General features: G+C 72.6%; 13 protein-coding genes. 9 read left to right on the top strand and 4 right to left on the bottom strand.

From position 1 onward, the window contains the following. Nucleotides 1-144 precede the first annotated feature (144 nt). The 3 genes from ABT070_RS17780 (at nucleotide 145) to moeZ (ending at nucleotide 3095) form a co-directional block, all read left to right on the top strand. Nucleotides 145-1107, top strand: a complete 963-nt coding sequence (locus ABT070_RS17780) for an NAD-dependent epimerase/dehydratase family protein (RefSeq protein ID WP_351761175.1) — start codon at nucleotides 145-147, stop codon at nucleotides 1105-1107. Beyond that, a complete protein-coding gene (locus ABT070_RS17775; protein WP_351761172.1) occupies nucleotides 1095-1853 on the top strand; it encodes a spherulation-specific family 4 protein in 759 nt (252 codons plus the stop codon). Before ABT070_RS17780 ends, ABT070_RS17775 begins: the two co-directional genes overlap by 13 nt. Before the next feature lie 63 nt (nucleotides 1854-1916). Beyond that, on the top strand, nucleotides 1917-3095 hold the full coding sequence (gene moeZ / locus ABT070_RS17770; RefSeq protein ID WP_351761168.1) for an adenylyltransferase/sulfurtransferase MoeZ: 1179 nt from the start codon (nucleotides 1917-1919) through the stop codon (nucleotides 3093-3095). Between the two features lie 86 nt (nucleotides 3096-3181). Here the strand turns inward: moeZ and ABT070_RS17765 are convergent, their stop codons facing one another. From ABT070_RS17765 to ABT070_RS17755, 3 genes are all read right to left on the bottom strand, one after another. After that, complete coding sequence (locus tag ABT070_RS17765; protein WP_351761165.1) at nucleotides 3182-4738, bottom strand: alpha/beta hydrolase; 1557 nt, start codon at nucleotides 4736-4738, stop codon at nucleotides 3182-3184. A gap of 137 nt (nucleotides 4739-4875) precedes the next feature. Continuing rightward, nucleotides 4876-6420 (bottom strand): alpha/beta hydrolase, encoded by a 1545-nt coding sequence (locus ABT070_RS17760; protein ID WP_351761162.1) that lies wholly within the window; start codon nucleotides 6418-6420, stop codon nucleotides 4876-4878. 74 nt (nucleotides 6421-6494) lie between these two features. Next, a complete protein-coding gene (locus ABT070_RS17755; RefSeq protein WP_351761159.1) occupies nucleotides 6495-9182 on the bottom strand; it encodes a lysylphosphatidylglycerol synthase domain-containing protein in 2688 nt (895 codons plus the stop codon). Between the two features lie 188 nt (nucleotides 9183-9370). Between ABT070_RS17755 and ABT070_RS17750 the strand changes: the two genes are divergently transcribed. The 5 genes from ABT070_RS17750 (at nucleotide 9371) to nudC (ending at nucleotide 19657) form a co-directional block, all read left to right on the top strand. Continuing rightward, complete coding sequence (locus tag ABT070_RS17750) at nucleotides 9371-9757, top strand: MGMT family protein (RefSeq protein ID WP_351761156.1); 387 nt, start codon at nucleotides 9371-9373, stop codon at nucleotides 9755-9757. A 293-nt stretch (nucleotides 9758-10050) separates the two neighbouring features. Next, nucleotides 10051-13380 carry an ATP-dependent helicase gene (locus ABT070_RS17745; RefSeq protein ID WP_351761153.1) on the top strand — a complete coding sequence of 1110 codons (3330 nt, stop codon included), beginning with the start codon at nucleotides 10051-10053 and terminating at the stop codon, nucleotides 13378-13380. Between the two features lie 175 nt (nucleotides 13381-13555). Beyond that, complete coding sequence (locus ABT070_RS17740; protein WP_351761150.1) at nucleotides 13556-17134, top strand: ATP-dependent helicase; 3579 nt, start codon at nucleotides 13556-13558, stop codon at nucleotides 17132-17134. Nucleotides 17135-17144: 10 nt separating this feature from the next. Then, complete coding sequence (locus tag ABT070_RS17735; RefSeq protein ID WP_351761147.1) at nucleotides 17145-18557, top strand: dipeptidase; 1413 nt, start codon at nucleotides 17145-17147, stop codon at nucleotides 18555-18557. Between the two features lie 155 nt (nucleotides 18558-18712). Continuing rightward, the gene (nudC, locus tag ABT070_RS17730) at nucleotides 18713-19657 is read left to right on the top strand and encodes an NAD(+) diphosphatase (RefSeq protein ID WP_351761144.1); all 945 of its coding nucleotides are present in this window, start codon (nucleotides 18713-18715) and stop codon (nucleotides 19655-19657) included. A gap of 93 nt (nucleotides 19658-19750) precedes the next feature. Here the strand turns inward: nudC and ABT070_RS17725 are convergent, their stop codons facing one another. Beyond that, nucleotides 19751-19993 carry a mycoredoxin gene (locus ABT070_RS17725; RefSeq protein WP_351761141.1) on the bottom strand — a complete coding sequence of 81 codons (243 nt, stop codon included), beginning with the start codon at nucleotides 19991-19993 and terminating at the stop codon, nucleotides 19751-19753. Nucleotides 19994-20194: 201 nt separating this feature from the next. Here ABT070_RS17725 and ABT070_RS17720 point away from each other — a divergent pair, with 201 nt between their 5' ends. Continuing rightward, nucleotides 20195-22405 (top strand): ATP-dependent DNA helicase UvrD2, encoded by a 2211-nt coding sequence (locus tag ABT070_RS17720; protein ID WP_351761138.1) that lies wholly within the window; start codon nucleotides 20195-20197, stop codon nucleotides 22403-22405. Nucleotides 22406-22438 lie beyond the last annotated feature (33 nt).

The raw sequence follows: 22438 nt of genomic DNA, 5'->3' as shown, positions 1-22438 counted from the left end.
CTCCCGATCCGGAGCGACCGGAGATACCGGGGCACCCGGGGTCCCAGGCGCCCCCGCGGTCACAGGAGCAGCCGCAGGACACGCGGCGACCGGAGCCCCGGCGGCCCCGTCGACGACCGCGGCGCACACCCCGGGAGCCGCACGATGAGGGTCCTGCTGATCGGAGCCAACGGCTACCTCGGCCGTTTCGTCGCCGACCGTCTGCTCGCCGACCCGGCCGTCCAGCTCACCGCGCTCGGCCGCGGCGACGACGCCGACGTCCGCTTCGACCTCGCGTCCGGCAGCCCCGGCGCGCTCACCCGCTTCCTCGACGCGGTCCACCCCCAGGTCGTCGTCAACTGCGCGGGCACCACGCGGGGCGGCGCCCGCGAGCTCACCCGGCACAACACGGTCGCCGTCGCCACCGTCTGCGAGGCCCTGCGCCGCAGCGGCTGCGGCGCACGTCTGGTGCAGATCGGCTGCGGCGCCGAGTACGGCCCGAGCCAGCCCGGCTCCTCGACGGCCGAGGACGCCGTGCCCCGCCCCGGCGGCCCGTACGGCGTCAGCAAGCTCGCCGCCACCGAACTCGTCCTCGGCTCCGGTCTGGACGCCGTGGTCCTCCGGGTCTTCTCGCCCGCCGGTCCGGGCACGCCCGCCGGCTCCCCGCTGGGCCGGCTCGCCGAGGCCATGCGCCGTGCCATGCAGTCCGGCGACGGCGAGCTCAAGCTCGGCGGCCTCGGCGTGCAACGCGACTTCATCGACGTCCGGGACGTCGCCCGCGCCGTGCACGCGGCCTCGCTCTCCGCCGCGCAGGGCGTCATCAACATCGGCTCGGGCCGCGCCGTCCGCCTGCGCGACGCCGCCGCGGTCCTCGCGCGCGTGGCCGGGTACGGCGGCGCGCTGCACGAACTCGACGGGCCGTCCGGCGGCCATCTCAGGGCCGCCATCGGCCACCCCCGCCCCGAGCCGGACCACGCGGGACCCGTCGCGTACCCGTATCCGGACGGCTGCGGCAGCTGGCAGCAGGCCGATGTGCGCACCGCCCGGGACCGGCTCGGCTGGCGGCCCCGCATCAACCTCGAGGAGTCCCTCGCCGACATCTGGATGGAGGCGGCATGTCGTATCTGACCGGAACTCCGGCGGGCACGGCGAGCGCCGGCACCACCGACGTCCGCACCGGTTTCGGCGTCCCCGGCATCGCGCACCCCCTGCTCGCGCCGACCGAATGGCGCGAACTCGCCCGCCCCGGCAGACCCCTGCACTGGGTCGTCCTCGACGTCGCCGACGGCCCCGGCGACCGCCCCGACCCGCGCTGTCTGGACGCCGCGGGCCGGCTGCGCAACGCCGGTGTCCGGGTCCTCGGACACCTCGACACCCGCTACGGCGCCCGTCGCTCCACCGAGGTGATCTCCGACGCACAGCGCCACCTCGACTGGTACCAGGTCGACGGCTTCCTCCTGGACCGGTGCCCGGCCGGGCGCACCGCCCTCCCCGAGCTGCGCCGCACGGTCGGGACGCTCCGCGCCCTCGGCGGCGCGCCCCACATCGTCCTCGGCCACGGCACGCACCCGTACCCCGGCTACGCCGAACTCGCCGACCAGGTGGTCACCTTCTCGGGCTCCTGGAGCGACTACCGCTGGTCGCAGGTGGCCGAGTGGACCGCGGAGCATCCGCCCGAGCGCTTCTGCCACCTCGTCCACGGCGTGCCGCGCGGCCACCTCGACGAGGCGCTGCGCATCGCGCGCTGGCAGGGCGCCGCGACGATCTGGTTCACCGACGGCACCGACCGGGGCGGCCTCGGCGACCCGTGGGAGACCCTGCCCGGCTACTGGGACGAACTCGTCTCGCGGATCGGAACGGGTGTCTCGGAATGAAGAAGGCCATGACAGTGTTACGGGGAGAACAACTGTAGTGATCGACCGACCAACGGAGTCCCCGTGTCGCTGCCACCCCTGGTCGAGCCAGCCTCTGAGCTCACCGTAGACGAGGTCCGCAGGTACTCCCGCCACCTGATCATCCCCGATGTCGGGATGGACGGGCAGAAGCGGCTGAAGAACGCCAAGGTGCTCTGTGTGGGCGCCGGCGGCCTGGGCTCGCCGGCGCTGATGTACCTGGCCGCGGCGGGCGTGGGCACGCTCGGCATCGTGGAGTTCGACGAGGTCGACGAGTCGAACCTCCAGCGGCAGATCATCCACAGCCAGGCCGACATCGGCCGCTCCAAGGCCGCGTCCGCCCGCGACTCCGTCCTCGGCATCAACCCGTACGTGAACGTGGTCCTGCACGAAGAGCGGCTCGAGGCCGAGAACGTGTTGGAGATCTTCGGTCAGTACGACCTGATCGTCGACGGCACGGACAACTTCGCGACCCGCTACCTGGTCAACGACGCGTGCGTGCTGCTGAACAAGCCGTACGTGTGGGGCTCGATCTACCGCTTCGACGGCCAGGCGTCCGTCTTCTGGTCCGAGCACGGTCCCTGCTACCGCTGCCTCTACCCGGAGCCCCCGCCGCCGGGCATGGTCCCCTCCTGCGCCGAGGGTGGCGTGCTGGGCGTGCTGTGCGCGTCGATCGGCTCCATCCAGGTCAACGAGGCGATCAAGCTCCTCGCGGGCATCGGCGAGCCGCTGCTCGGCCGCCTGATGATCTACGACGCCCTGGAGATGCAGTACCGCCAGGTCAAGGTCCGCAAGGACCCCGACTGCGCGGTCTGCGGCGAGAACCCGACCGTCACCGAGCTCATCGACTACGAGGCCTTCTGCGGCGTCGTCTCCGAGGAGGCCCAGGCGGCGGCGGCCGGCTCGACGATCACTCCCAAGCAGCTCAAGGAGTGGATCGACGACGGCGAGAACATCGAGATCATCGATGTCCGGGAGCAGAACGAGTACGAGATCGTCTCCATCCCGGGCGCCAAGCTGATCCCGAAGAACGAGTTCCTGCTGGGCACCGCCCTGGAGGGCCTGCCGCAGGACAAGAAGATCGTCCTGCACTGCAAGACGGGTGTCCGCAGTGCGGAAGTCCTCGCGGTCCTGAAGTCCGCGGGCTTCTCGGACGCCGTGCATGTCGGCGGCGGCGTGATCGGCTGGGTCAACCAGATCGAGCCGAGCAAGCCGATCTACTGACCCGGCCGTTCCCCTGGCGCACCGGGGTGACCGGTCCGTTCGGCAGGGGCTTCGCGTACCACGAGTGCGCGAAGCCCCCGCCGTCGTCATGAGCAGACCTTGCCGTCCTTCGGCACCGTTCCCTTCAACAGGTACGCGTCCACCGCCGAGTCGACGCAGTCGCTCCCGCTGCCGTACGCACCGTGCCCCTCGCCCTTCCAGGTGAGCAGCACACCGACGCCCTTGCCGAGCTCGTCCGCCATCTTCCGCGCACCCTCGTACGGTGTCGCCGGGTCCCCGGTGTTGCCGACCAGCAGGATCGGCGCCGCGCCCGCCGCGCTCACCTCCGGGGTGTCGTACTGCCCGGCCACCGGCCAGTCGTGGCACCAGCCTGCGGTGTCCCAGCCCAGGAAGTCCCCGAACACGGGCGAGATCCTCTCGAACTCCGGCAGCAGCTTCTTCGTCCCCTCGGCGGTCGGCCGCTGCTTGTCGTCCAGGCACGATATGACCCGCTGCGAGTGGGTCGTCGTGCCGTAGTGCCCCGAGGTGTCCCGCTCGTTGTAGCCGTCGGCGAGCGTCAGCAGTTCCGAGCCGTCCCCGTCCTCGGCCGACTCCAGGGCGCTGGTCAGGCTCGGCCAGCTCTGCTTGCTGTACAGCGGCAGGACGATGCCGGTGACCGCGAGCGTCTGCGTCAGCTTCCGCCCGTCCGAGGTGGGCAGCGGGTCGGTGTCGATCCGGTCCAGCAGATCCGCGATCTTCTTGCTGCCCTTCGCGGGGTCCTGGCCCGTCGACTCGAGGTAGTCGTCGAGGGCCCGCTGGAAGCCGCGGGCCTGGTTCTGCGCGTGGCCCACCGCGTCGGCGCTCGGGTCGACGACCGCGTCGAGGATCAGCCGCCCCACGTTCTTCGGGAACAGGTGGGCGTACACGCCGCCCAGTTCGGTGCCGTAGGAGATGCCGAAGTAGTGCATCCTCGCGTCGCCGAGGACCTGGCGCATGAGGTCCATGTCGCGGGCGGTGTCGGTCGTCGACACATGCGCCAGCAGCTTTCCGGCGGCCTTCTCACAGCCCTTGCCGAAGTCGGTGGCGTCCTCGAAGTACGCCTGTTCCTCGGCCGCGGTGTCCGGGGTGGAGTCGAGGGACTCGGCGGCCTGGATGTCCTTGTCGGCACGGCAGCGGACGCCCTCGCTGGCGCCGACCCCGCGCGGGTCCCAGCTCACCAGGTCGTAGCGCTCGCGGAGCGAGGAGAAGGCGGAGCCGTAGGAGGGGAGCGTGGACACTCCCGAGCCGCCGGGTCCGCCGAAGTTGAACAGCAGCGAGCCGGTCCGCTTGCTCCCCTCGGCGCGGGACTTGGTGCGCACCAGGGCGAGGCCGATCGTGTTGCCGTCCGGCTTCGACCAGTCCAGTGGCACCTTCAGCGTCGCGCACTGCCAGTCGCTGCCCGGCGCGGCGGAGTCCGCGGTGGCCCTGCAGCGTCCCCAGTCGAGCTTCTGCCCGGTCAGCGAGGCGGGCAGCGCGGACGTCGTAGCGGTCGCGCTGCCCGCCGCGGAGGAGGCGGCCGGACCGCCCTTGTCGTCCCCGTCCCCGTCCGACGCGCCGCCGCTGCAACCTGTCACCAGCAGTGCGGCGGCGGCCCCCAGCGCCGTCCACCGTACGAATCGCGCCATGTGCAGTTCCCCCCTCGCAGGCCGTCCGCGCTCGGCGGCGAACGGCTGTCAGGCCATATTAGGCGGCGCACGGCCCACCCGTCCGAGCCTGTGGATAACCTTTTGACCTGCGGGTTTCTCGGGAATCTGCGGTGGCTTCAGGAGCAGACGGTCCCTGCCGCCGGCACTTTGCCGTTCAGCAGGTAGCCGTTCACCGCCGTCTGTACGCATGTGTTCTTGCTGCCGTACGCACCGTGCCCCTGCCCCTTGTACGTCAGCTCGACCCCGACGCCGGGGCCCAGCGCGTCCACCATCTTCCGGGCCCCCTCGTACGGGGTCGCCGGGTCGCCGGTGTTGCCCACGACGAGGATCGGCGCCGCCCCGGGCGCGCTCACGTCGGGGTGGTCGGCGGCGCCGGCGACGGGCCAGTCGGTGCAACTGACCATGCCCCAGGCCAGGAAGTCCCCGAACACGCTGGAGGCGGCCCGGAACTCCGGCAGCTTCTGCTGCACCTGGGCGGTGGAGTAGCGCGGCTTGTCGTCGGCGCAGTTGATGGAGATGTTGGCGGCAGTGATGTTGCTGTACTCGCCGTTCTCGTTGCGGCCGTTCATCAGGTCGGACAGCAGCATCAGGACCTTGCCGTCCCCGGCGTAGGCCTGCTCCAGGCCCTCGGTGAGGTACTCCCAGAAGTCCTTCGAGTACAGCGCCTGCGCGATGCCGTTGGTCGCGGCGCTCTGGGTCAGTTCGCGCGGGAAGATGCCCGGGATCGGCTTGCCGTCGAGGTTCTGGAGGAGCCCCGCGATCCGGTCCTTCACGTCCTGCGCGGTGTCCCCCACGGGGCAGTCCGCGGTTTTGGACGTGCAGTCCTCGGCGAAGTTGTCGAGTGCGAGCTGGAAGCCCTCGGCCTGCCCGAGCGAGCCCTGTTCGGACGTCTGCGTCGGGTCGACGACCGCGTCGAAGACGGCGCGTCCCACGTTCTTGGGGAACAGGTGGGCGTACACGCCGCCCAGTTCGGTGCCGTAGGAGATGCCGAAGTAGTACAGCCGGTCGTCGCCGAGGACCTGGCGCATCAGGTCCATGTCGCGGGCCGCGTCCGTGGTCCGCACGTTCGGCAGCATCTTCGCGGAGTTCTTCTCGCAGGCCGCGTTGAAGTCCTTGGTGTTGCCCAGCAGCGCGGTGCGCTCGGCGGCGTCGTCGGGCGTGCTGTCCTGCTGGAAGTACGCGTCGAGCTGCTGGTCGTTCTCGCATCGCACCCCGGCGCTGCGGCCGACCCCGCGCGGGTCGAAGCTGACCAGGTCGTAGCGGGTGCGCAGGGCCGCGTACTCCTCGCCGAAGGCGGGCAGGGTGGAGACGCCCGAGCCGCCGGGGCCGCCGAAGTTGAAGACCAGGGAGCCGATCCTGCGGCTCTCGTCGCCGCTCGTCCGGGCCCGGATCAGCGCGATGTCGATCGTCTCGCCCTCGGGGTCGTCCCAGTCGCGGGGCGCCTTCATGGTGGCGCACTGCCACTGGTCGCCGTCCGGCAGCGGAGACGGGGCGCTGCCGCCGCCCTCCGCCTGGGAGGGGGCCGGGCAGTCCTTCCAGCTCAGCTTCTGCGCCGTCAGATCCTCGTCCTGCGCATCGTCGCCGCAGCCCGCCACCATGGAGGACAGCAACAGGGCGGTGGCGGTCACGGCGGCGGCGCGCAGGCGGGAGGGGTTCGGCATGATCCCATCCTGCGGTCGTGCCCGGGCCCGCGCGCGGGGCGCGGGCCGTAAGAGGTACGGGCGCCGGCGCCCTCCTACAGGGCGCCCTTGCGGGTGAGGTGGTTGAAGGCCAGCCAGCCCGGCAGCACCGGCAGCCACAGCGTCAGCAGGCGGAAGAGCAGCACCGCGGGAGCGGCGACCTCCTTGGGCAGGCCCACCGCGATCAGACCGACCGTCAGGGTCGCCTCGACGGCGCCGACTCCGCCCGGTGTCGGGGCGGCGGAGCCCAGCGCGTTGCCGGCGAGGAAGACGACGGCGACGCTGGCGATGCTGAGCGAGGTCGACTCGTCGCCGAACGCGCGGATCGACGCGTCCAGGCACATCACGAAGCAGGCCGTGAGGAGGAGCATGCCGCCGATCCCGGTGACCAGCTTCTGCGGCCGCTGGAGTACGTCCAGCATGCGCGGCACGACCCCGGCGAACAGGGACCGCACGCGCGTGCTGACGAACTTGCGCAGGAACGGCACCGAGGTCACCACGAGCACGAGCACCGCCACCGTGAGCAGACCCGCGATGACGGTGCGGGACGGCGACAGCGACGGCGTCTTCTCGGTACCGGTCAGATAGCCGAACGACAGCAGCATCAGGATGTGACAGCCGAGGCCGAACAGCTGGGAGGCGCCGACGCTGGCCACCGCGAGGCCGGGCCGCACCCCCGCGCGCTGGAGGAAGCGGGTGTTGAGGGCGACCCCGCCGACCGCGGCCGGGGCCACGATCTTCACGAACGACCCGGCGACCTGCGCGGCCACGGTCCGCGGGAACGGCACCCGCTCCGGTACGAACCCCAGCAGGCTCATCGCCGCGGCGACGTAGCTCACCGCCGAGAACAGCACGGCCGCGGCCACCCAGCCCCATTCGGCGTTGGCGATGAGCGGACCGAACTCGATGTGGGTGAGCTGCGTCAGCAGGAAGTAGGCGCCGATGGCACCGGCGATGAAACTCATCAGGGTGCGCGGCCGCACCCGCTCGAGCCGGGCCGGCTCGACCGGCGCCTGGGGCCGGATCAGCAGCACCTCGTGCCGGATCTGCGTCAGCAGGTCCTCTTCGCGGGCCTCTTCGAGCGCGTCGTCGATGGCCCGCTTCTCGGCCCGCGCCTCCGCGCGTACGGCCTTCTTGTCCGGCTTCTCGAGGACGACGGGTGCGGTGTCGTGTCCTGCCGCCTCCAGGCGGGCCTGCTTGGCCTGTTGCGAGGCCTCCAGGACCGCCTCGCGTTCCCGTTGCGCACGCTCGCGTGCCAGCCGGCGCAGCGTCGCGCGCGTGGAGCGGGTCAGCGCGATGGGCTGGAGCATCGGCAGACAGTCCGCGACCGCGTCCGGTCCGAGCACGCCCACCGCGGAGGCCACCGCCCGTTCGGCGCCCACCAGCAGGCCGAGCGTCGTCACCAGCTGGGCGACGTCCATGCGGAGCAGCAGGTCGCCGGCCGCGATCTCGCCGCCGCGAAGGTCGGTGAGGATCACCGTGCCGGAACGATCCACCAGAATCGCGTCACCCGCGAGCCGGCGGTGCGCGATGCGCCGCGACTGGAGTGCCTGCACCTGGTGCCAGGTGTTGCGCAGCAGTTCGTCGGTGATCTCGTCGTCCGCCAGCGAGTCGAGGGTGCGGCCGCCGGTGTGTTCGTAGACGAGTATGACCGCGTCGGGACCGAGCTCGGAGGTCGCGATCAGCTTCGGCGCGTTGGCGCCGGCCGCGATGGCGGCGTAGGCGAGCAGCGCCTCCTGCTCCAGCGCCTGCCGCAGCGACTGCAGGCTGCTGCGGGTGGCGAAGCCGCGCAGGGTCAGATTGCGCCACGCACGGTAGAAGAACCCCTGGGCCTGCTGCTCCCGGTCGACGACCGTGACGTCGAGCGGTGGACCGTCCTCCAGGGTGACGAAGTAGCGTCTGCCCCGGTCGCCCTCGGCCGCGTCCGGGCCTTCCTCGCGGGCCGCGCTCACCGGGCGGAAGCCGACGTGCCGCAGGCCCGCCATCAGCGTCCGCCCCGTCGGGCGCACGTTCGGGGAGCCGACCGCGTACAGCGTCCCGTAGGCCACCGTCCAGCCGATCAGCACCGTGAGGATGATCGAGAACGGTGTGGTGTAGCCGGTGACCAGCATCGAGAAGGCGTCGAGGAGCAGCACGATCCACAGCACCGAGCGCCAGCGCGGCCGACGGGACATCCCGACGGCCGTCATATAGGCGATGACGGGCGCGAGGTAGCCGTGCACGGGGTCGGTGAGGGCGTGGATGTCACCGGGGGAGGGCTGGGTGAGCGCCTCCTGGATCGAGCCCGGGGCGGCCTTGGCGACCCACAGGTCGGTGGCGAGGGTCACACCGTGCGCGAGGACCGCGGCGAGGACGCCGTCGGCGATGCGCAGCCCGTCGCGCTTGATCAGCCGCTCGATGGCGAACGCGACCGGCACCAGCAGGATCGCGATGCTGGACGCCAGCCCCGCGATCTTGATGAGGAGATCGGGGGCCTGTCCGGTGCCCTTGTTGATGTCCTGTTCGAGGCCGGAGGTCGTCCCGTGTGCGAATGCGGCGATGCCCAGGAGCAGGACCACGGCGAGCACGCCCACCAGCAGCCGCATCAGGTCGGAAGGGCGGTGCACGCGCGCGGGAAGGAGCGGTTCGTCGCCCTCGACCTCGTCGATGTGCACCTCTTCCCGTGCCTCTTCGGTGATGTCCGGGCGCGGGGCAGCGTCAGAGGTGCTGTCCGCGCCCTCAGGATGCACGCCCTGCTGCTTCATCGTCTCTTCTTGATCTCGTATCACCGGTGTCACCGCCCGCACGATGGTGGCATGCCCCACTGACACACGGGGGCATCAGGGTGCAAACGCGGGGGCGCACAGTCTGCCTGAAGCGCCGCCCGGGGGCGAGGGTCACAGAGGGTCGCCGGCCCGTCCCATTGTCGGTGCCGTGGGGCAGGATGGGCCGGATGAGCGAGCAGAGCCTTCCGGACGACGCCCGCCCGGAGTACACGGACGCGCTGCCGGAGTACGCCGAGCGGGTCCTCGAGGTCGCGGAGCTGATCCCGCCCGGGCGGGTCATGACGTACGGGGACGTCGCGGAGTGGCTGGAGGAGGGCGGGCCGAGGCAGGTGGGCCGGGTGATGGCCCTCTACGGCGGCGCCGTCCCGTGGTGGCGGGTGGTCCGCGCGGACGGGGCGCTGCTCCCGGGCCACGAGCTGCGGGCGCTGGACCACTACCGCGCCGAGGGCACGCCGCTGAAGCAGGCGGGCAGAGCCGCCCAGGGGCACCTGCCGCGCCTCGACATGAAGCGGGCTCGATGGGACGGCGGCGGGCGCGCGGAAGGTCACACCTGACAGCTTCCGCCATCGGGCGGCGCCGAGGGGATCTTGTGGCCCGTACGGGGGAAACGGCGCAAAGAGGGCACGTCCGTGGCATGGCGTACGTTCGAGGGGCGAGGGACGTGCACGACAGGCGGGCCGGGAGGGGCGTGAGGGCTGCGAGGGCCTCGAGAGAAGAACCGGAAGCCGTCCTTCCGGACCGTTCGTCGGCGTAGCGTCGGCTGCACGCGTCCCCCTCATCCCGTGATCACCGCTCTCCCCGAGCGGCGCTCCGTCAACCAGTACACCCACCAGGACCGGCGAACCACGTGAGCTCCTCTTTCTCCACCAGGCGCCTGTCGCACCCCCAGGGGCGACAGGGGGACCGTGGCGCTTACCGACTGGTGCGTACCCCGCCGGCCCGCGTGGGTCCCCCTCGTCTGGACGCCACACAGCGCTCCGTGGTTGACCACGGCGCCGGTCCACTGCTCGTCCTCGCAGGTCCGGGCACCGGGAAGACCACCACCCTCGTCGAGTCCGTGGCGGCCCGGATCGCCCGCGGGGACGACCCCGAACGCATCCTGGTGCTCACGTTCAGCCGCAAGGCGGCCGTGGAGCTTCGGGACCGGATGGCGCATCGCATGGGAGCCGCCCGCGCGCCCCAGGCGACCACCTTCCACTCGTACTGCTACGCCCTGATCCGCGCCCATCAGGACGCCGACCTGTTCGTGGAACCCCTGCGGCTGCTGTCAGGACCCGAGCAGGACGTGGCCGTCCGCGAACTGCTCGCCGGCCAGCTCGACCTGCAACGGCTCGGTCTCGCGCATGTGCGCTGGCCGGACGAACTGCGCGCCTGCCTCACCACGCGCGGCTTCGCCGACGAGGTCCGCGCGGTGCTCGCGCGCAGCCGCGAACTGGGCCTCGACCCCGCGGCCCTGGACGCCTTCGCGCACCGCATCGGCCGCCCCGACTGGCGCGCCGCCGCCGCCTTCCTCGCCGAGTACCTCGACGTGCTCGATCTGCACGGCGTGATCGACTACGCGGAACTCGTCCACCGCGCGGTCCTCCTCGCCCACCGCCCCGAGGTGGCCGAGCGGCTCGCCGCGCGGTACGACGCCGTGTACGTCGACGAGTACCAGGACACCGACCCGGCCCAGGTGCGGCTGCTGCACGCCCTCGCCGGCGGCGGCCGCGGCCTGGTCGCCTTCGGCGACCCCGACCAGTCGATCTACACCTTCCGGGGCGCCGACGTGAACGGCATCCTGGACTTCCCCGAGGACTTCCCGCGCCCCGACGGCCGTCCGGCCCCCGTCGAGGTCCTGCGCACCTCCCGCCGCTCCGGTGCCGCCCTCCTGGACGCCACCCGGCGGCTCACCCGGCGGATGCCCCTGACCCGCCTCCCGGCCGAGAAGGTCCGCGCCCACCGCGAGCTGGCCGCCGCACGCGAAGGCGGCCGCGTCGAGGTCTACACGTACCCGACCCCGGGCACCGAGCTGGACAACGTCGCCGACATCCTGCGCCGCGCGCACCTGGAGGACGGCGTGCCCTGGAGCGAGATGGCCGTACTGGTACGCGCCGGCTCCCGCACGATCCCGACGGTCCGCCGTGCCCTCACCGCCGCCGGCGTCCCCCTCGACATCGACGGCGACGATCTCCCCCTGCGCCACGAACCCGCCGTGGCACCCCTGCTGACGGCCCTGCGCGCGGTGGCGACCGCGGAGGCCTCCGCGGCGGCACCGGCGGGGGACGAGGGGCCCGAGGCGGACGCGGACGCCTGCTGGCTCGACACCGAGACCGCCCTCACCCTCCTAGCCTCCCCGCTCGCCGGCATGGACGCCGCCGATCTGCGCCGCCTCGGCCGGGCCCTGCGCGACGAGGAGCGGGCCGCGGGCAACGCGCTGCCGCCGCCCTCCGACGAGCTGCTCACGCGCGCCCTGGCCGAGCCGGTGCGGCTCGTCGCCCACGACCCGACGTACGCCCGCGGTGCCCAGCGCCTCGGCGCGCTGCTGGCGACGGCCCGGGAGGGCCTCGCGCGGGGCGGCACGGCCGAGGAGGCGCTGTGGGGCCTGTGGGACGGCACGCCCTGGCCCACGCGCCTGGAGCGGTCCGCCCGGCGCGGCGGCGCGGCCGGCCGCAACGCCGACCGGGACCTGGACGCCGTGTGCGCGCTCTTCGCCACCGCCGCGCGCGCGGAGGAGCGCACCGGAGGCCGGGGCGCCCTGAACTTCCTGGCCGAGATCGAGGCCGAGGACATCGCCGCCGACACCCTCGGCCGGCGTGCCGTGCGCCCCGACGCCGTACGCCTGATGACCGCCCACCGTGCCAAGGGCCTGGAGTGGAACCTGGTCGTCGTGGCCGGGGTCCAGGAAGGCCTGTGGCCGGACCTGCGCCGCCGGGGCTCCCTCCTGGAGGCTGACCGCATCGGCCGCGACGGACTCGCCGAGCCGCTCACCCCGGGCGCGCTGCTCGCCGAGGAGCGCCGCCTGTTCTACGTCGCCGCCACCCGCGCGCGGGAGCGACTCGTCGTCACCGCCGTGAAGGCCCCCGCCGACGACGGTGACCAGCCCTCCCGCTTCCTGACCGAACTCGGCGTCGAGCCCAAGGACGTCACCGGCCGCCCGCGCCGCCCCCTGGCGGTCGCCGCGCTGGTCGCCGAACTGCGCGCCACGACGGTCGACCCGCGCGCCTCCGCCGTCCTCCGGGAGGCCGCTGCCCGCCGTCTGGCCCGGCTGGCCGCGCTCGCCGACGAGGACGGCAGGCCCCTGGTGCCGTCCGCCCACCCGTACCGCTGGTGGGGCATGTTCGAGCCGACCGAGAGCAAGGTGCCGCTGCGCGACCGCGACCAGCCCGTCGTGCTCTCCGGCAGCGCCCTCGACCAGCTCGCCAACACCTGCGCCCTCCAGTGGTTCCTGGGCCGCGAGGTGAAGGCCGACGCCCCCGCCACCGTCGCCCAGGGCTTCGGCAACGTGGTGCACGTCCTCGCCGACGAGGTCGCCTCCGGGCACACCCCGGCCGACCTCGACGTCCTCATGGAACGCCTCGACTCCGTGTGGAACGCCCTCGCCTTCGACGCCCCGTGGAAGTCCACGCAGGAGAAGGCACACGCGCGCGTGGCGCTCGAACGCTTCCTGAAGTGGCATGTGATGGACCGCACGGGCCGCACACCGGTCGCCAGCGAGCACGACTTCGACGTCACCCTCGAAGCGGGCGAGTACGAGGTCCGCATCCGCGGCCAGATGGACCGTGTCGAGGCCGACGGCGAAGGCCGTGCCTACGTCGTCGACTTCAAGACCGGCAAACACGCGCCGACCGCCCGCGAGGTGGAGCGCCACCCCCAGCTCGCCGTGTACCAGCTCGCCGTCCGCGAGGGAGCCGTCGACGAGGCCTTCGACGGAGTACGGCCCGCACCGGGCGGCGCCGAACTCGTCCAGCTGCGGCAGAGCGCCGCCAAGCGGGACGGCGGCGAGAGCCTGCCCAAGGTGCAGGCGCAGGAAGCCCTCGAGGGCGAGGCGGGGGAGTGGGTCGGCGACCTGCTCGCCACCGCGGCCGGCAAGGTCCTCGACGAGCGCTTCACCCCGACCGCCGGCCAGCAGTGCACCCACTGCGCCTTCCGCGCCTCGTGCAGCGCCCGGCCCGAGGGACGGCACGTGGTCGAGTGACAGACCCGCGGTGACAGACCCGCGGTGACAGACCCGCGGTGACAGACCCGCGGTGACAGGGGCCGTGGTGACAGGCCCGTGTGACGGACCGCACCACCTATGCTGACCTGCACTTCTCCCGTTCGGTCGGGGTGATTTGTCATCGACTGTCAGTGCCCGCCGCTAGCCTCTCCCCATGCCCGCCCGTATCAGCGATCCCGAGCAGCTCAAGGAGCTCCTCGGGATCCCCTTCACCCCGGAGCAGACGGCCTGCATCACCGCGCCGCCCGCCCCGCAGGTGATCGTGGCCGGAGCCGGGTCGGGCAAGACGACGGTGATGGCCGCGCGCGTGCTGTGGCTGGTCGGCACCGGCCAGGTCGCCCCCGACCAGGTCCTCGGCCTGACCTTCACCAACAAGGCCGCCGGGGAACTCGCCGAGCGCGTCCGCAAGGCACTGGTCAGGGCGGGCGTCACCGACCCCGACGTCATCGACCCGGACAACCCGCCGGGCGAGCCGGTGATCTCCACCTACCACTCCTTCGCGGGCCGCCTGCTGACCGACCACGGTCTGCGCATCGGCCTGGAGCCGACGTCCCGCCTGCTCGCCGACGCCACCCGCTACCAGCTCGCCGCGCGGGTGCTGCGCGAGGCCCCCGGCCCCTACCCGTCACTCACCCGCTCCTTCGCCGACCTGATCAGCGACCTCCTCGCGCTCGACGCCGAACTCGCCGAACACCTAGTCCGCCCCGAGGACCTGCGCGCGTGGGACGCCGGACTGCTGAGCGACCTGGAAGGCGCCGGACTCACCAACGCCGACCTGCGCAAGGTGCCCGAGACGGCCGCCGCCCGACGCGAACTGGCCGACCTGGTGCTGCGCTACCGGACCGCCAAGCGCGAGCGCGACCTGCTCGACTTCGGCGACCAGATCGCCCTGGCGGCCCGGCTCGCCCAGGTTCCCGAAGTGGGACCGATCCTGCGCGAGGAGTTCCGCGTCGTCCTCCTCGACGAGTACCAGGACACGTCGGTGGCCCAGCGCATCCTCCTGGCCGGCCTGTTCGGCGGCGGCACCGGGCACCCCGTGACCGCCGTCGGCGACCCCTGCCAGGCCATCTACGGCTGGCGCGGCGCCTCCGTGGCGAACCTCGACGACTTCCCCGAACACTTCGCGCACCGCGACGGAAGCAGGGCGCGACGCCAGTCGCTCAGCGAGAACCGCCGCAGCGGCGGCCGTCTCCTGGACCTCGCCAACGGCCTCGCCGAGCCGCTGCGCGCCATGCACGCGGGCGTGGAGGCCCTGCGCCCGGCCCCCGGTGCGGAGCGCGACGGAGTGGTGCGCTGCGCCCTCCTGAACACGCACGCCGAGGAGATGGACTGGATCGCCGACTCCGTCGCCCACCTCGTGCGCACCGGCACGGCACCCGGCGAGATCGCCGTCCTGTGCCGCACGGCCACCGACTTCGCGGAGATCCAGGGTGCGCTGGTCGCCCGGGACGTCCCCGTCGAGGTGGTGGGTCTCTCCGGTCTCCTGCACCTGCCCGAGGTCGCCGACCTGGTCGCCGTCTGCGAGGTCCTCCAGGACCCCGGCGCCAACGCCTCCCTGGTCCGCCTGCTCACCGGCCCGCGCTGGCGCATCGGCCCCCGCGACCTCGCGCTCCTGGGCCGCAGGGCACGGCTGCTCGTCACCCACGCGCGCGGGAACGCCGACGACGACCCGGACCGCCGTCTGGCCGAGGCCGTCGAGGGGGTGGACCCGTCCGAGGTGATATCGCTCGCGGACGCCCTCGACACCTTCCTGGAGACGCCCCTGTACGGCGACGGCGGTGGCAGGTCCGGGTACGACGACGGGCTGCCCTTCTCGCCGGACGCGCGCGTGCGGTTCGCGCGACTCGCCACCGAACTGCGTGACCTGCGTCGTTCCCTGGCCGACCCCCTGATGGACGTACTGCACCGCGTCCTCGCCGTCACCGGCCTCGAGGTCGAACTGTCCGCGTCCCCGCAGGCCCTGGCCGCCCGGCGCCGCGAGACCCTGTCCAACTTCCTCGACATCGCGGCCTCCTTCGCCGCGAGCGAGAGCCAGGCGAGCCTGCTGGCCTTCCTCGCTTTCCTGCGCACCGCCGCCCAGTACGAGAAGGGCCTCGACAACGCCCTCCCCGGCGGCGAGAACACCGTCAAGGTGCTCACCGCGCACAAGTCCAAGGGCCTGGAGTGGGACGTCGTCGCCGTCCCCGGCCTGGTCACCGGAACCTTCCCCAGCGGCCAGGGCCGCGAGAAGTGGACCGCCCAGGCCAAGGTGCTGCCGCACGCACTGCGCGGCGACGCCGACACCCTCCCCGACCTCGACTCCTGGGACGCGCGGGGCATGAAGGCCTTCCACGAGGCCATGAAGGACCACCAGCGCACCGAGGAACTCCGCCTCGGCTACGTCACCTTCACCCGCCCCCGCTCCCTGCTCCTCGGGTCCGGCCACTGGTGGGGCCCCACCCAGAAGAAGCCCCGCGGCCCGTCCGACTTCCTCCAGGAGCTGTACCGACACTGCGCGGCCGGGCACGGCGAGATCGAGGCCTGGGCGGACGAACCGGCGGAGGACGAGGAGAACCCCGTCCTGCACCGGGCGACGGCCGACCAGGTCTGGCCGCTCCCGCTGGACGACGACTCCCTCGCCCGCCGCCGCGCCGCCGCCGAGACCGTCCTCGCCCACCTGGAGGACCTCGCCTCGCACCAGGACGGCCACCCCGGCGCCACCCACGACCCGGACACCTACGACGACCCGGACTGGCCCCCGCCGCCGGACGAGGACGAGCTCTCCTACGAGCCCGAGTACGACGAGCCCGAGTACGACGAGCCCCGGTACGACGACGCCGAGTACGGCGATCCCGGGCACGACGAGCCGTCGTACGGCGAGTCCGACCCGTTCGGGGACGCGCCCTTCGAGGGCACCCGCCTCGCCGTGCCCCACCAGGCGACGGCCCCCGGGCTTCCCGCGACCCGCCCGCGCAGGCCCTCCCTCACCCCTGAGGAGTCCCGCGCCGTCGCCTCCTGGGACCGTGACCTCGACGCGCTCGCCGGAGAGCTGCTCCGCGCCCGCCGGAGCGTCACGGACGTGATCCTGCCCACGACCCTGACCGCCTCGCAGGTGCTGCGGCTGGCCGCCGACCCGGACGGTCTCGCGCAGGAACTCGCGCGCCCCATGCCGCGCCCCCCGCAACCGGCCGCGCGCCGGGGCACCAGGTTCCACGCGTGGGTGGAGGCCCGCTTCGAGGAGTTGACGCTCCCCCTGCTGGAACCGCACGAGCTGCCCGGCGACGACGCCGAGATCGCCGACGAGCGCGATCTGGAAGCGCTCAAGGAAGCCTTCGAGAGCACCGAATACGCCCACCGCACGCCCTACCGCGTCGAGGCTCCCTTCCAGCTCGCCCTCGCCGGCCGCGTCGTACGGGGCCGTATAGACGCGGTCTACAAGGAGGGCGACGGAGACACGGCCACCTACGACATCGTCGACTGGAAGACCCACCGCGCCCACACCGCCGACCCCCTCCAGCTCGCCCTCTACCGGCTCGCGTGGGCCGAGCAGCAGGGTGTGCCCGTGGAATCCGTCACAGCGGCGTTCCTCTACGTTCGCAGCGGCGACGTCGTACGACCGGAGGGTCTGCCCGATCGTGCCGCCCTGGAGCGCCTGTTGACCGGGGAGGACGGCGCCGAGGAGGACCGTGGCGGTCCGGTCGCGCAAGTAAACCCTGCGCAAGGGCCCGGCGAGGATGTCGGTGCGGGCCGATAGGCTCGTGACCATGAGCCATACCGTTGACAGTGCCGTCAGCGCCGTCCGCACGTACATCGAGCAGCACCGCGCCGCCTTCCTCGACGACCTCGCCGAATGGCTGCGCATCCCGTCGGTGTCGGCGCAGCCCGACCACGCACCCGACGTACGGCGCAGCGCGGACTGGCTCGCGGCCAAGCTCAAGGAGACCGGCTTCCCGACCGTCGAGGTCTGGCAGACGCCGGGCGCGCCGGCCGTCTACGCGGAGTGGCCCTCCGGAGATCCCCGGGCCCCCACCGTCCTGGTCTACGGACATCACGACGTGCAGCCCGCCGCCCGCGAGGACGGCTGGGACACCGACCCCTTCGAGCCCGTCGTCCGCGGAAACCGCCTGTACGCGCGGGGAGCGGCCGACGACAAGGGCCAGGTCTTCTTCCACACCCTCGGTGTCCGCGCCCATCTCGCCGCCACCGGCCGCACGGCTCCGGCCGTCGGCCTCAAGCTGCTGATCGAGGGCGAGGAGGAGTCCAGCTCCCCGAACTTCCGCGCCCTGGTCGAGGAGCAGGCGGAACGGCTCGCCGCGGACGCCGTGATCGTCTCCGACACCGGCATGTGGTCCGAGGACACCCCCACGGTGTGCACCGGCATGCGCGGCCTCGCCGAGTGCGAGATCCGGCTGTTCGGCCCCGACCAGGACATCCACTCGGGCTCCTTCGGCGGTGCCGTGCCCAACCCGGCCACCGCTGCCGCCCGCCTTGTCGCGGCCCTGCACGACGAGCACGCGCGCGTGGCCGTTCCCGGCTTCTACGACGGCATCGTCGAGCTCACCGACCGCGAGCGCGAGCTCTTCGCCGAGCTGCCGTTCGACGAGGACCGGTGGCTGCGCACCGCCAGGTCGCACGCCACCCACGGCGAGGCCGGACACACCACCCTGGAGCGCGTCTGGGCCCGCCCCACCGCCGAGGTCAACGGCATCGGCGGCGGCTACCAGGGCCCGGGCAGCAAGACGATCATCCCGTCCTCGGCCTTTGTGAAGCTGTCGTTCCGGCTGGTCGCGGGACAGGACCCCGATCAGGTGGAGAAGGCCGTCCGTGACTGGGCGTCCGCGCAGCTGCCCGCCGGGATCGGGCACGAGATCGTGTTCAGCCCGGCCACGCGCCCGTGTCTGACCCCGCTGGACCACCCGGCCCTGCGGTCCGTGGTCCGTGCCATGGGCCGTGCCTTCGAAGGGCCCGTCCGCTTCACCCGGGAGGGCGGCTCGGGACCGGCCGCCGACCTCCAGGAGGTCCTCGGCGCCCCCGTGCTCTTCCTGGGCATCTCCGTTCCCTCGGACGGCTGGCACGCGCCGAACGAGAAGGTCGAGCTGGACCTCCTCCTCAAGGGCGTCGAGGCCACCGCGTACCTCTGGGGCGACCTCGCCGAGAGCTGGCGTCATGAGCCCTGACGCCGCCGCACGGTCCGGAGGGGACCCGCGCGCGGGGCACACTGGAAAGACCGCCCCGCCCCGCGACACCACACCGAGACCGGTCGTCCTCTGCCGTACGTCCCACTGAACCACCCGCCGAAACAACCGTTCCACCGGGGGAGTTGGAAGTACCCGTGACCACCTGGACCGACCAGAACGCCGATCGACCCATCTCGCTCACCGCGCCGAGCGGTGTCGACCGCGCCGCCCACCACCGGCTCGACGAGGCCTGGCTCGCCGCGGCGTGGAGCCACCCCACGACGCGCTGTTTCGTCGTCTCCGGCGGCCAGGTGCTCATCGACGAGACGTCCGAAGGCCACACCGAGCTGGTCATGACCCCGTCGTTCGAGGCGCCCCTGACCGAGGCGCACCGCTACTTCCTGGGGACCGACGAGGACGGTGTCAGCTACTTCGCGCTCCAGAAGGACGCGCTGCCCGGCCGTATCGACCAGTCCGCGCGCCCGGCCGGTCTGCGCGAGGCGGGCCTGCTGCTGTCGCCGCGCGAGACGGGACTGATGGTCCACGCGGTGGCCCTGGAGAACTGGCAGCGCCTGCACCGCTTCTGCTCCCGCTGCGGCGAGCGCACGGTGATCGCCGCGGCCGGCCACATCCGCCGCTGCCCCGCCTGCGGTGCCGAGCACTACCCGCGCACCGACCCCGCGGTGATCATGGCCGTCACGGACGAGGAGGACCGCATCCTCCTCGGCCGCCAGGTCCACTGGCCCGAGGGCCGTTTCTCGACCCTCGCCGGCTTCGTCGAGCCCGGCGAGTCCATCGAGCAGTCCGTGCGCCGCGAGGTCTTCGAGGAGGTCGGTGTCACCGTCGGCCAGGTCGACTACATCGCCAGCCAGCCCTGGCCCTTCCCGTCCAGCCTCATGCTGGGCTTCATGGCCCGTGCCACGTCCACCGACATCGACGTCGACGGCGACGAGATCCACGAGGCCCGCTGGTTCTCCCGGGACGAACTCGGCGCCTCCTTCGAGTCCGGCGAGGTGCTGCCGCCCTACGGCATCTCCATCGCGGCCCGTCTGATCGAGCTCTGGTACGGCAAGCCGCTGCCGACCCGCAGCTTCGTCTGACCCACGACGCGAGAAGGGCGGCCCCCCGATGTCTCGGGGGGCCGCCCTTCTCGCGTCCGGCCAGGCGCCGAACGCGGTTACGCGCCGATCTGGTTACGCGCCGATCCTCTGCTTCACCTGCGCCAGCGACGGGTTCGTCAGCGTGGAGCCGTCGGGGAACAGCACGGTCGGAACCGTCTGGTTTCCGCCATTGGCCTTCTCCACGAACGCCGCGGACTCCGGGTCCTGCTCGATGTTGATCTCGGTGTATCCGATGCCCTCGCGGTCGAGCTGCTTCTTCAGCCGCTGGCAGTAGCCGCACCACGTGGTGCTGTACATCGTCACAGTGCCCAGCATGTCTCTTGTGCTCCTTAGGCGGGTCGGGGGCAGGTGGTCGCAGTGGGAGAACGTACGTGAAAGTGCCACCATTCCCGTCGGCCTCCCTTTCCGCCGAGGGACGGACCTCCGAGCGTGACGCTCGCCGCATTAATACGACTGCGAGGGCCCACCTGTGGACAACCGGCTCGTCCGTCTCCGCCGACCTGGCAGCATGGCCATGTGACAGCAGCAACGCACTCCACCCTCTTCCCGCGGGTACCGGACTCGGCCGACGCGGTGCTCGAAGGGCTCGACCCCGAGCAGCGCGAGGTGGCCACCGCCCTGAACGGTCCGGTGTGCGTGCTGGCAGGAGCGGGCACCGGCAAGACCCGGGCGATCACCCATCGCATCGCCTACGGGGTGCGCGCCGGCATCGTGCACCCGTCCAGTGTGCTGGCCGTCACCTTCACCAACCGTGCCGCCGGGGAGATGCGGGGCCGGCTGCGTCAGCTCGGCGCCCAGGGCGTCCAGGCCCGCACCTTCCACTCCGCGGCCCTGCGTCAGCTTCAGTACTTCTGGCCGAAAGCGATCGGTGGCTCTCTGCCCCGGCTCGTCGACCGCAAGATCCAGCTCGTCGTCGACGCGGCGGCCGCGTGCCGCATCCGTCTCGACCGGGGCGAGCTGCGGGACGCCACCGCGGAGATCGAGTGGTCCAAGGTCACCCAGACCGTCCCCTCCGACTACGCCCTGGCCGCCGCGAAGGCGGGCCGCGAGATCCCCCGCGACCCCGCCGAGATCGCCCAGCTCTACGCGGCCTACGAGGACCTCAAGCGGCAGCGCGGTGTCATCGACTTCGAGGACGTCCTGCTGCTGACCGTCGCTGTCCTCCAGGACCGGCACGACATCGCCGAGCAGGTCCGCGCCCAGTACCAGCACTTCGTGGTCGACGAGTACCAGGACGTCAGCCCGCTCCAGCAGCGCCTGCTCGAGCTGTGGCTCGGCGAGCGGGACAACCTGTGCGTGGTCGGGGACGCCAGCCAGACGATCTACTCCTTCACCGGAGCCACCCCCGACCACCTCCTCGACTTCCGCACCCGTCACCCCGGCGCCACCGTCGTCAAACTGGTCCGCGACTACCGCTCCACCCCCCAGGTCGTCCACCTCGCCAACGGTCTGCTCTCCCAGGCCCGGGGCCGTGCCGCGGACCACCGCCTGGAGCTCGTCTCCCAACGCGGCCCGGGACCCGAGCCCGGCTACGGCGAGTACCCCGACGAGCCCGCCGAGGCCGAGGGCGCGGCCCGGCGGATCCGCGAGCTTCTCGACGCCGGTGTCCCGGCCGCGGAGATGGCCGTCCTGTTCCGCACCAATTCACAGTCGGAGACGTACGAGCAGGCGCTCGCCGACCGCGGCATCCCGTACCAGCTGCGGGGCGCGGAGCGCTTCTTCGACCGCCCCGAGGTCCGCAAGGCGGGCGTCGCCCTGCGCGGCGCGGCCCGCTTCGGCGGCAACGACACCCTCCTCGAGGACACCGTCGACCTGCCTTCCCAGGTGCGTGCCGTCCTTTCGGGCGAGGGCTGGACCTCGCAGCCGCCGGCCGGCTCCGGAGCCGTCAGAGAACGCTGGGAGTCGCTGGCGGCACTGGTCAACCTCGCGCAGGACTTCGCCGCCGCGCAGTCCGGCGCCACCCTCGCCGACCTGGTCGCCGAGCTCGACGAACGGGCGAACGCCCAGCACGCCCCGACCGTCCAGGGCGTGACCCTGGCCTCCCTGCACTCGGCCAAGGGCCTGGAGTGGGACGTCGTCTTCCTGGTCGGCGTCGCCGAGGGCATGATGCCGATCACCTATGCCAAGACCGACGAGCAGATCGAGGAGGAGCGCCGCCTCCTCTACGTCGGAGTCACCCGGGCCCGTGAGCGCCTGCACGTCTCCTGGGCGCTCTCCCGCTCACCCGGCGGCCGTCCGAGCCGCCGTCCCAGCCGCTTCCTCGACGGCCTGCGTCCCGGTTCGGGCGCTGCCGCCGCCGGCCGCGGCGCCGGCGGAGGCGGCGGGGGCATCGAGCGCGGCTTCACCGGTGCCGCGGCGGCGGGCGCCCCCGTCGAGCGGCGCCGGACCCAGCGGAGCCCGGCCCGCTGCCGGGTCTGCGGGCGCACTCTGACCGACGCCGGCGAGATGAAACTGATGCGCTGCGAGGAGTGCCCCTCCGACATGGACGAGGGGCTGTACGAACGGCTGCGCGACTGGCGAGCGGTCCAGGCACGACAGGCGGGACAGCCCGCGTTCTGTGTCTTCACCGACAAGACCCTGATGGCGATCGCCGAGACCGTCCCCGAGGAGGAGGGCGAGCTCGCCCGGATCCCGGGGGTCGGCGTACGCAAGTTCAACCGCTACGGCGCCGATGTCCTGGCCATCTGTGCAGGCCAAGACGTCACAGGGGACGAAGAGGGGGAGTGAGGGCGGGTGGCCGGGCAACTGATCCGAACTCGT

It is taken from the genome of Streptomyces sp. NPDC002884 (genome assembly GCF_040295245.1).
GTDB lineage: Bacteria > Actinomycetota > Actinomycetes > Streptomycetales > Streptomycetaceae > Streptomyces.
This window is presented reverse-complemented; position numbering and strand designations above follow the sequence as displayed.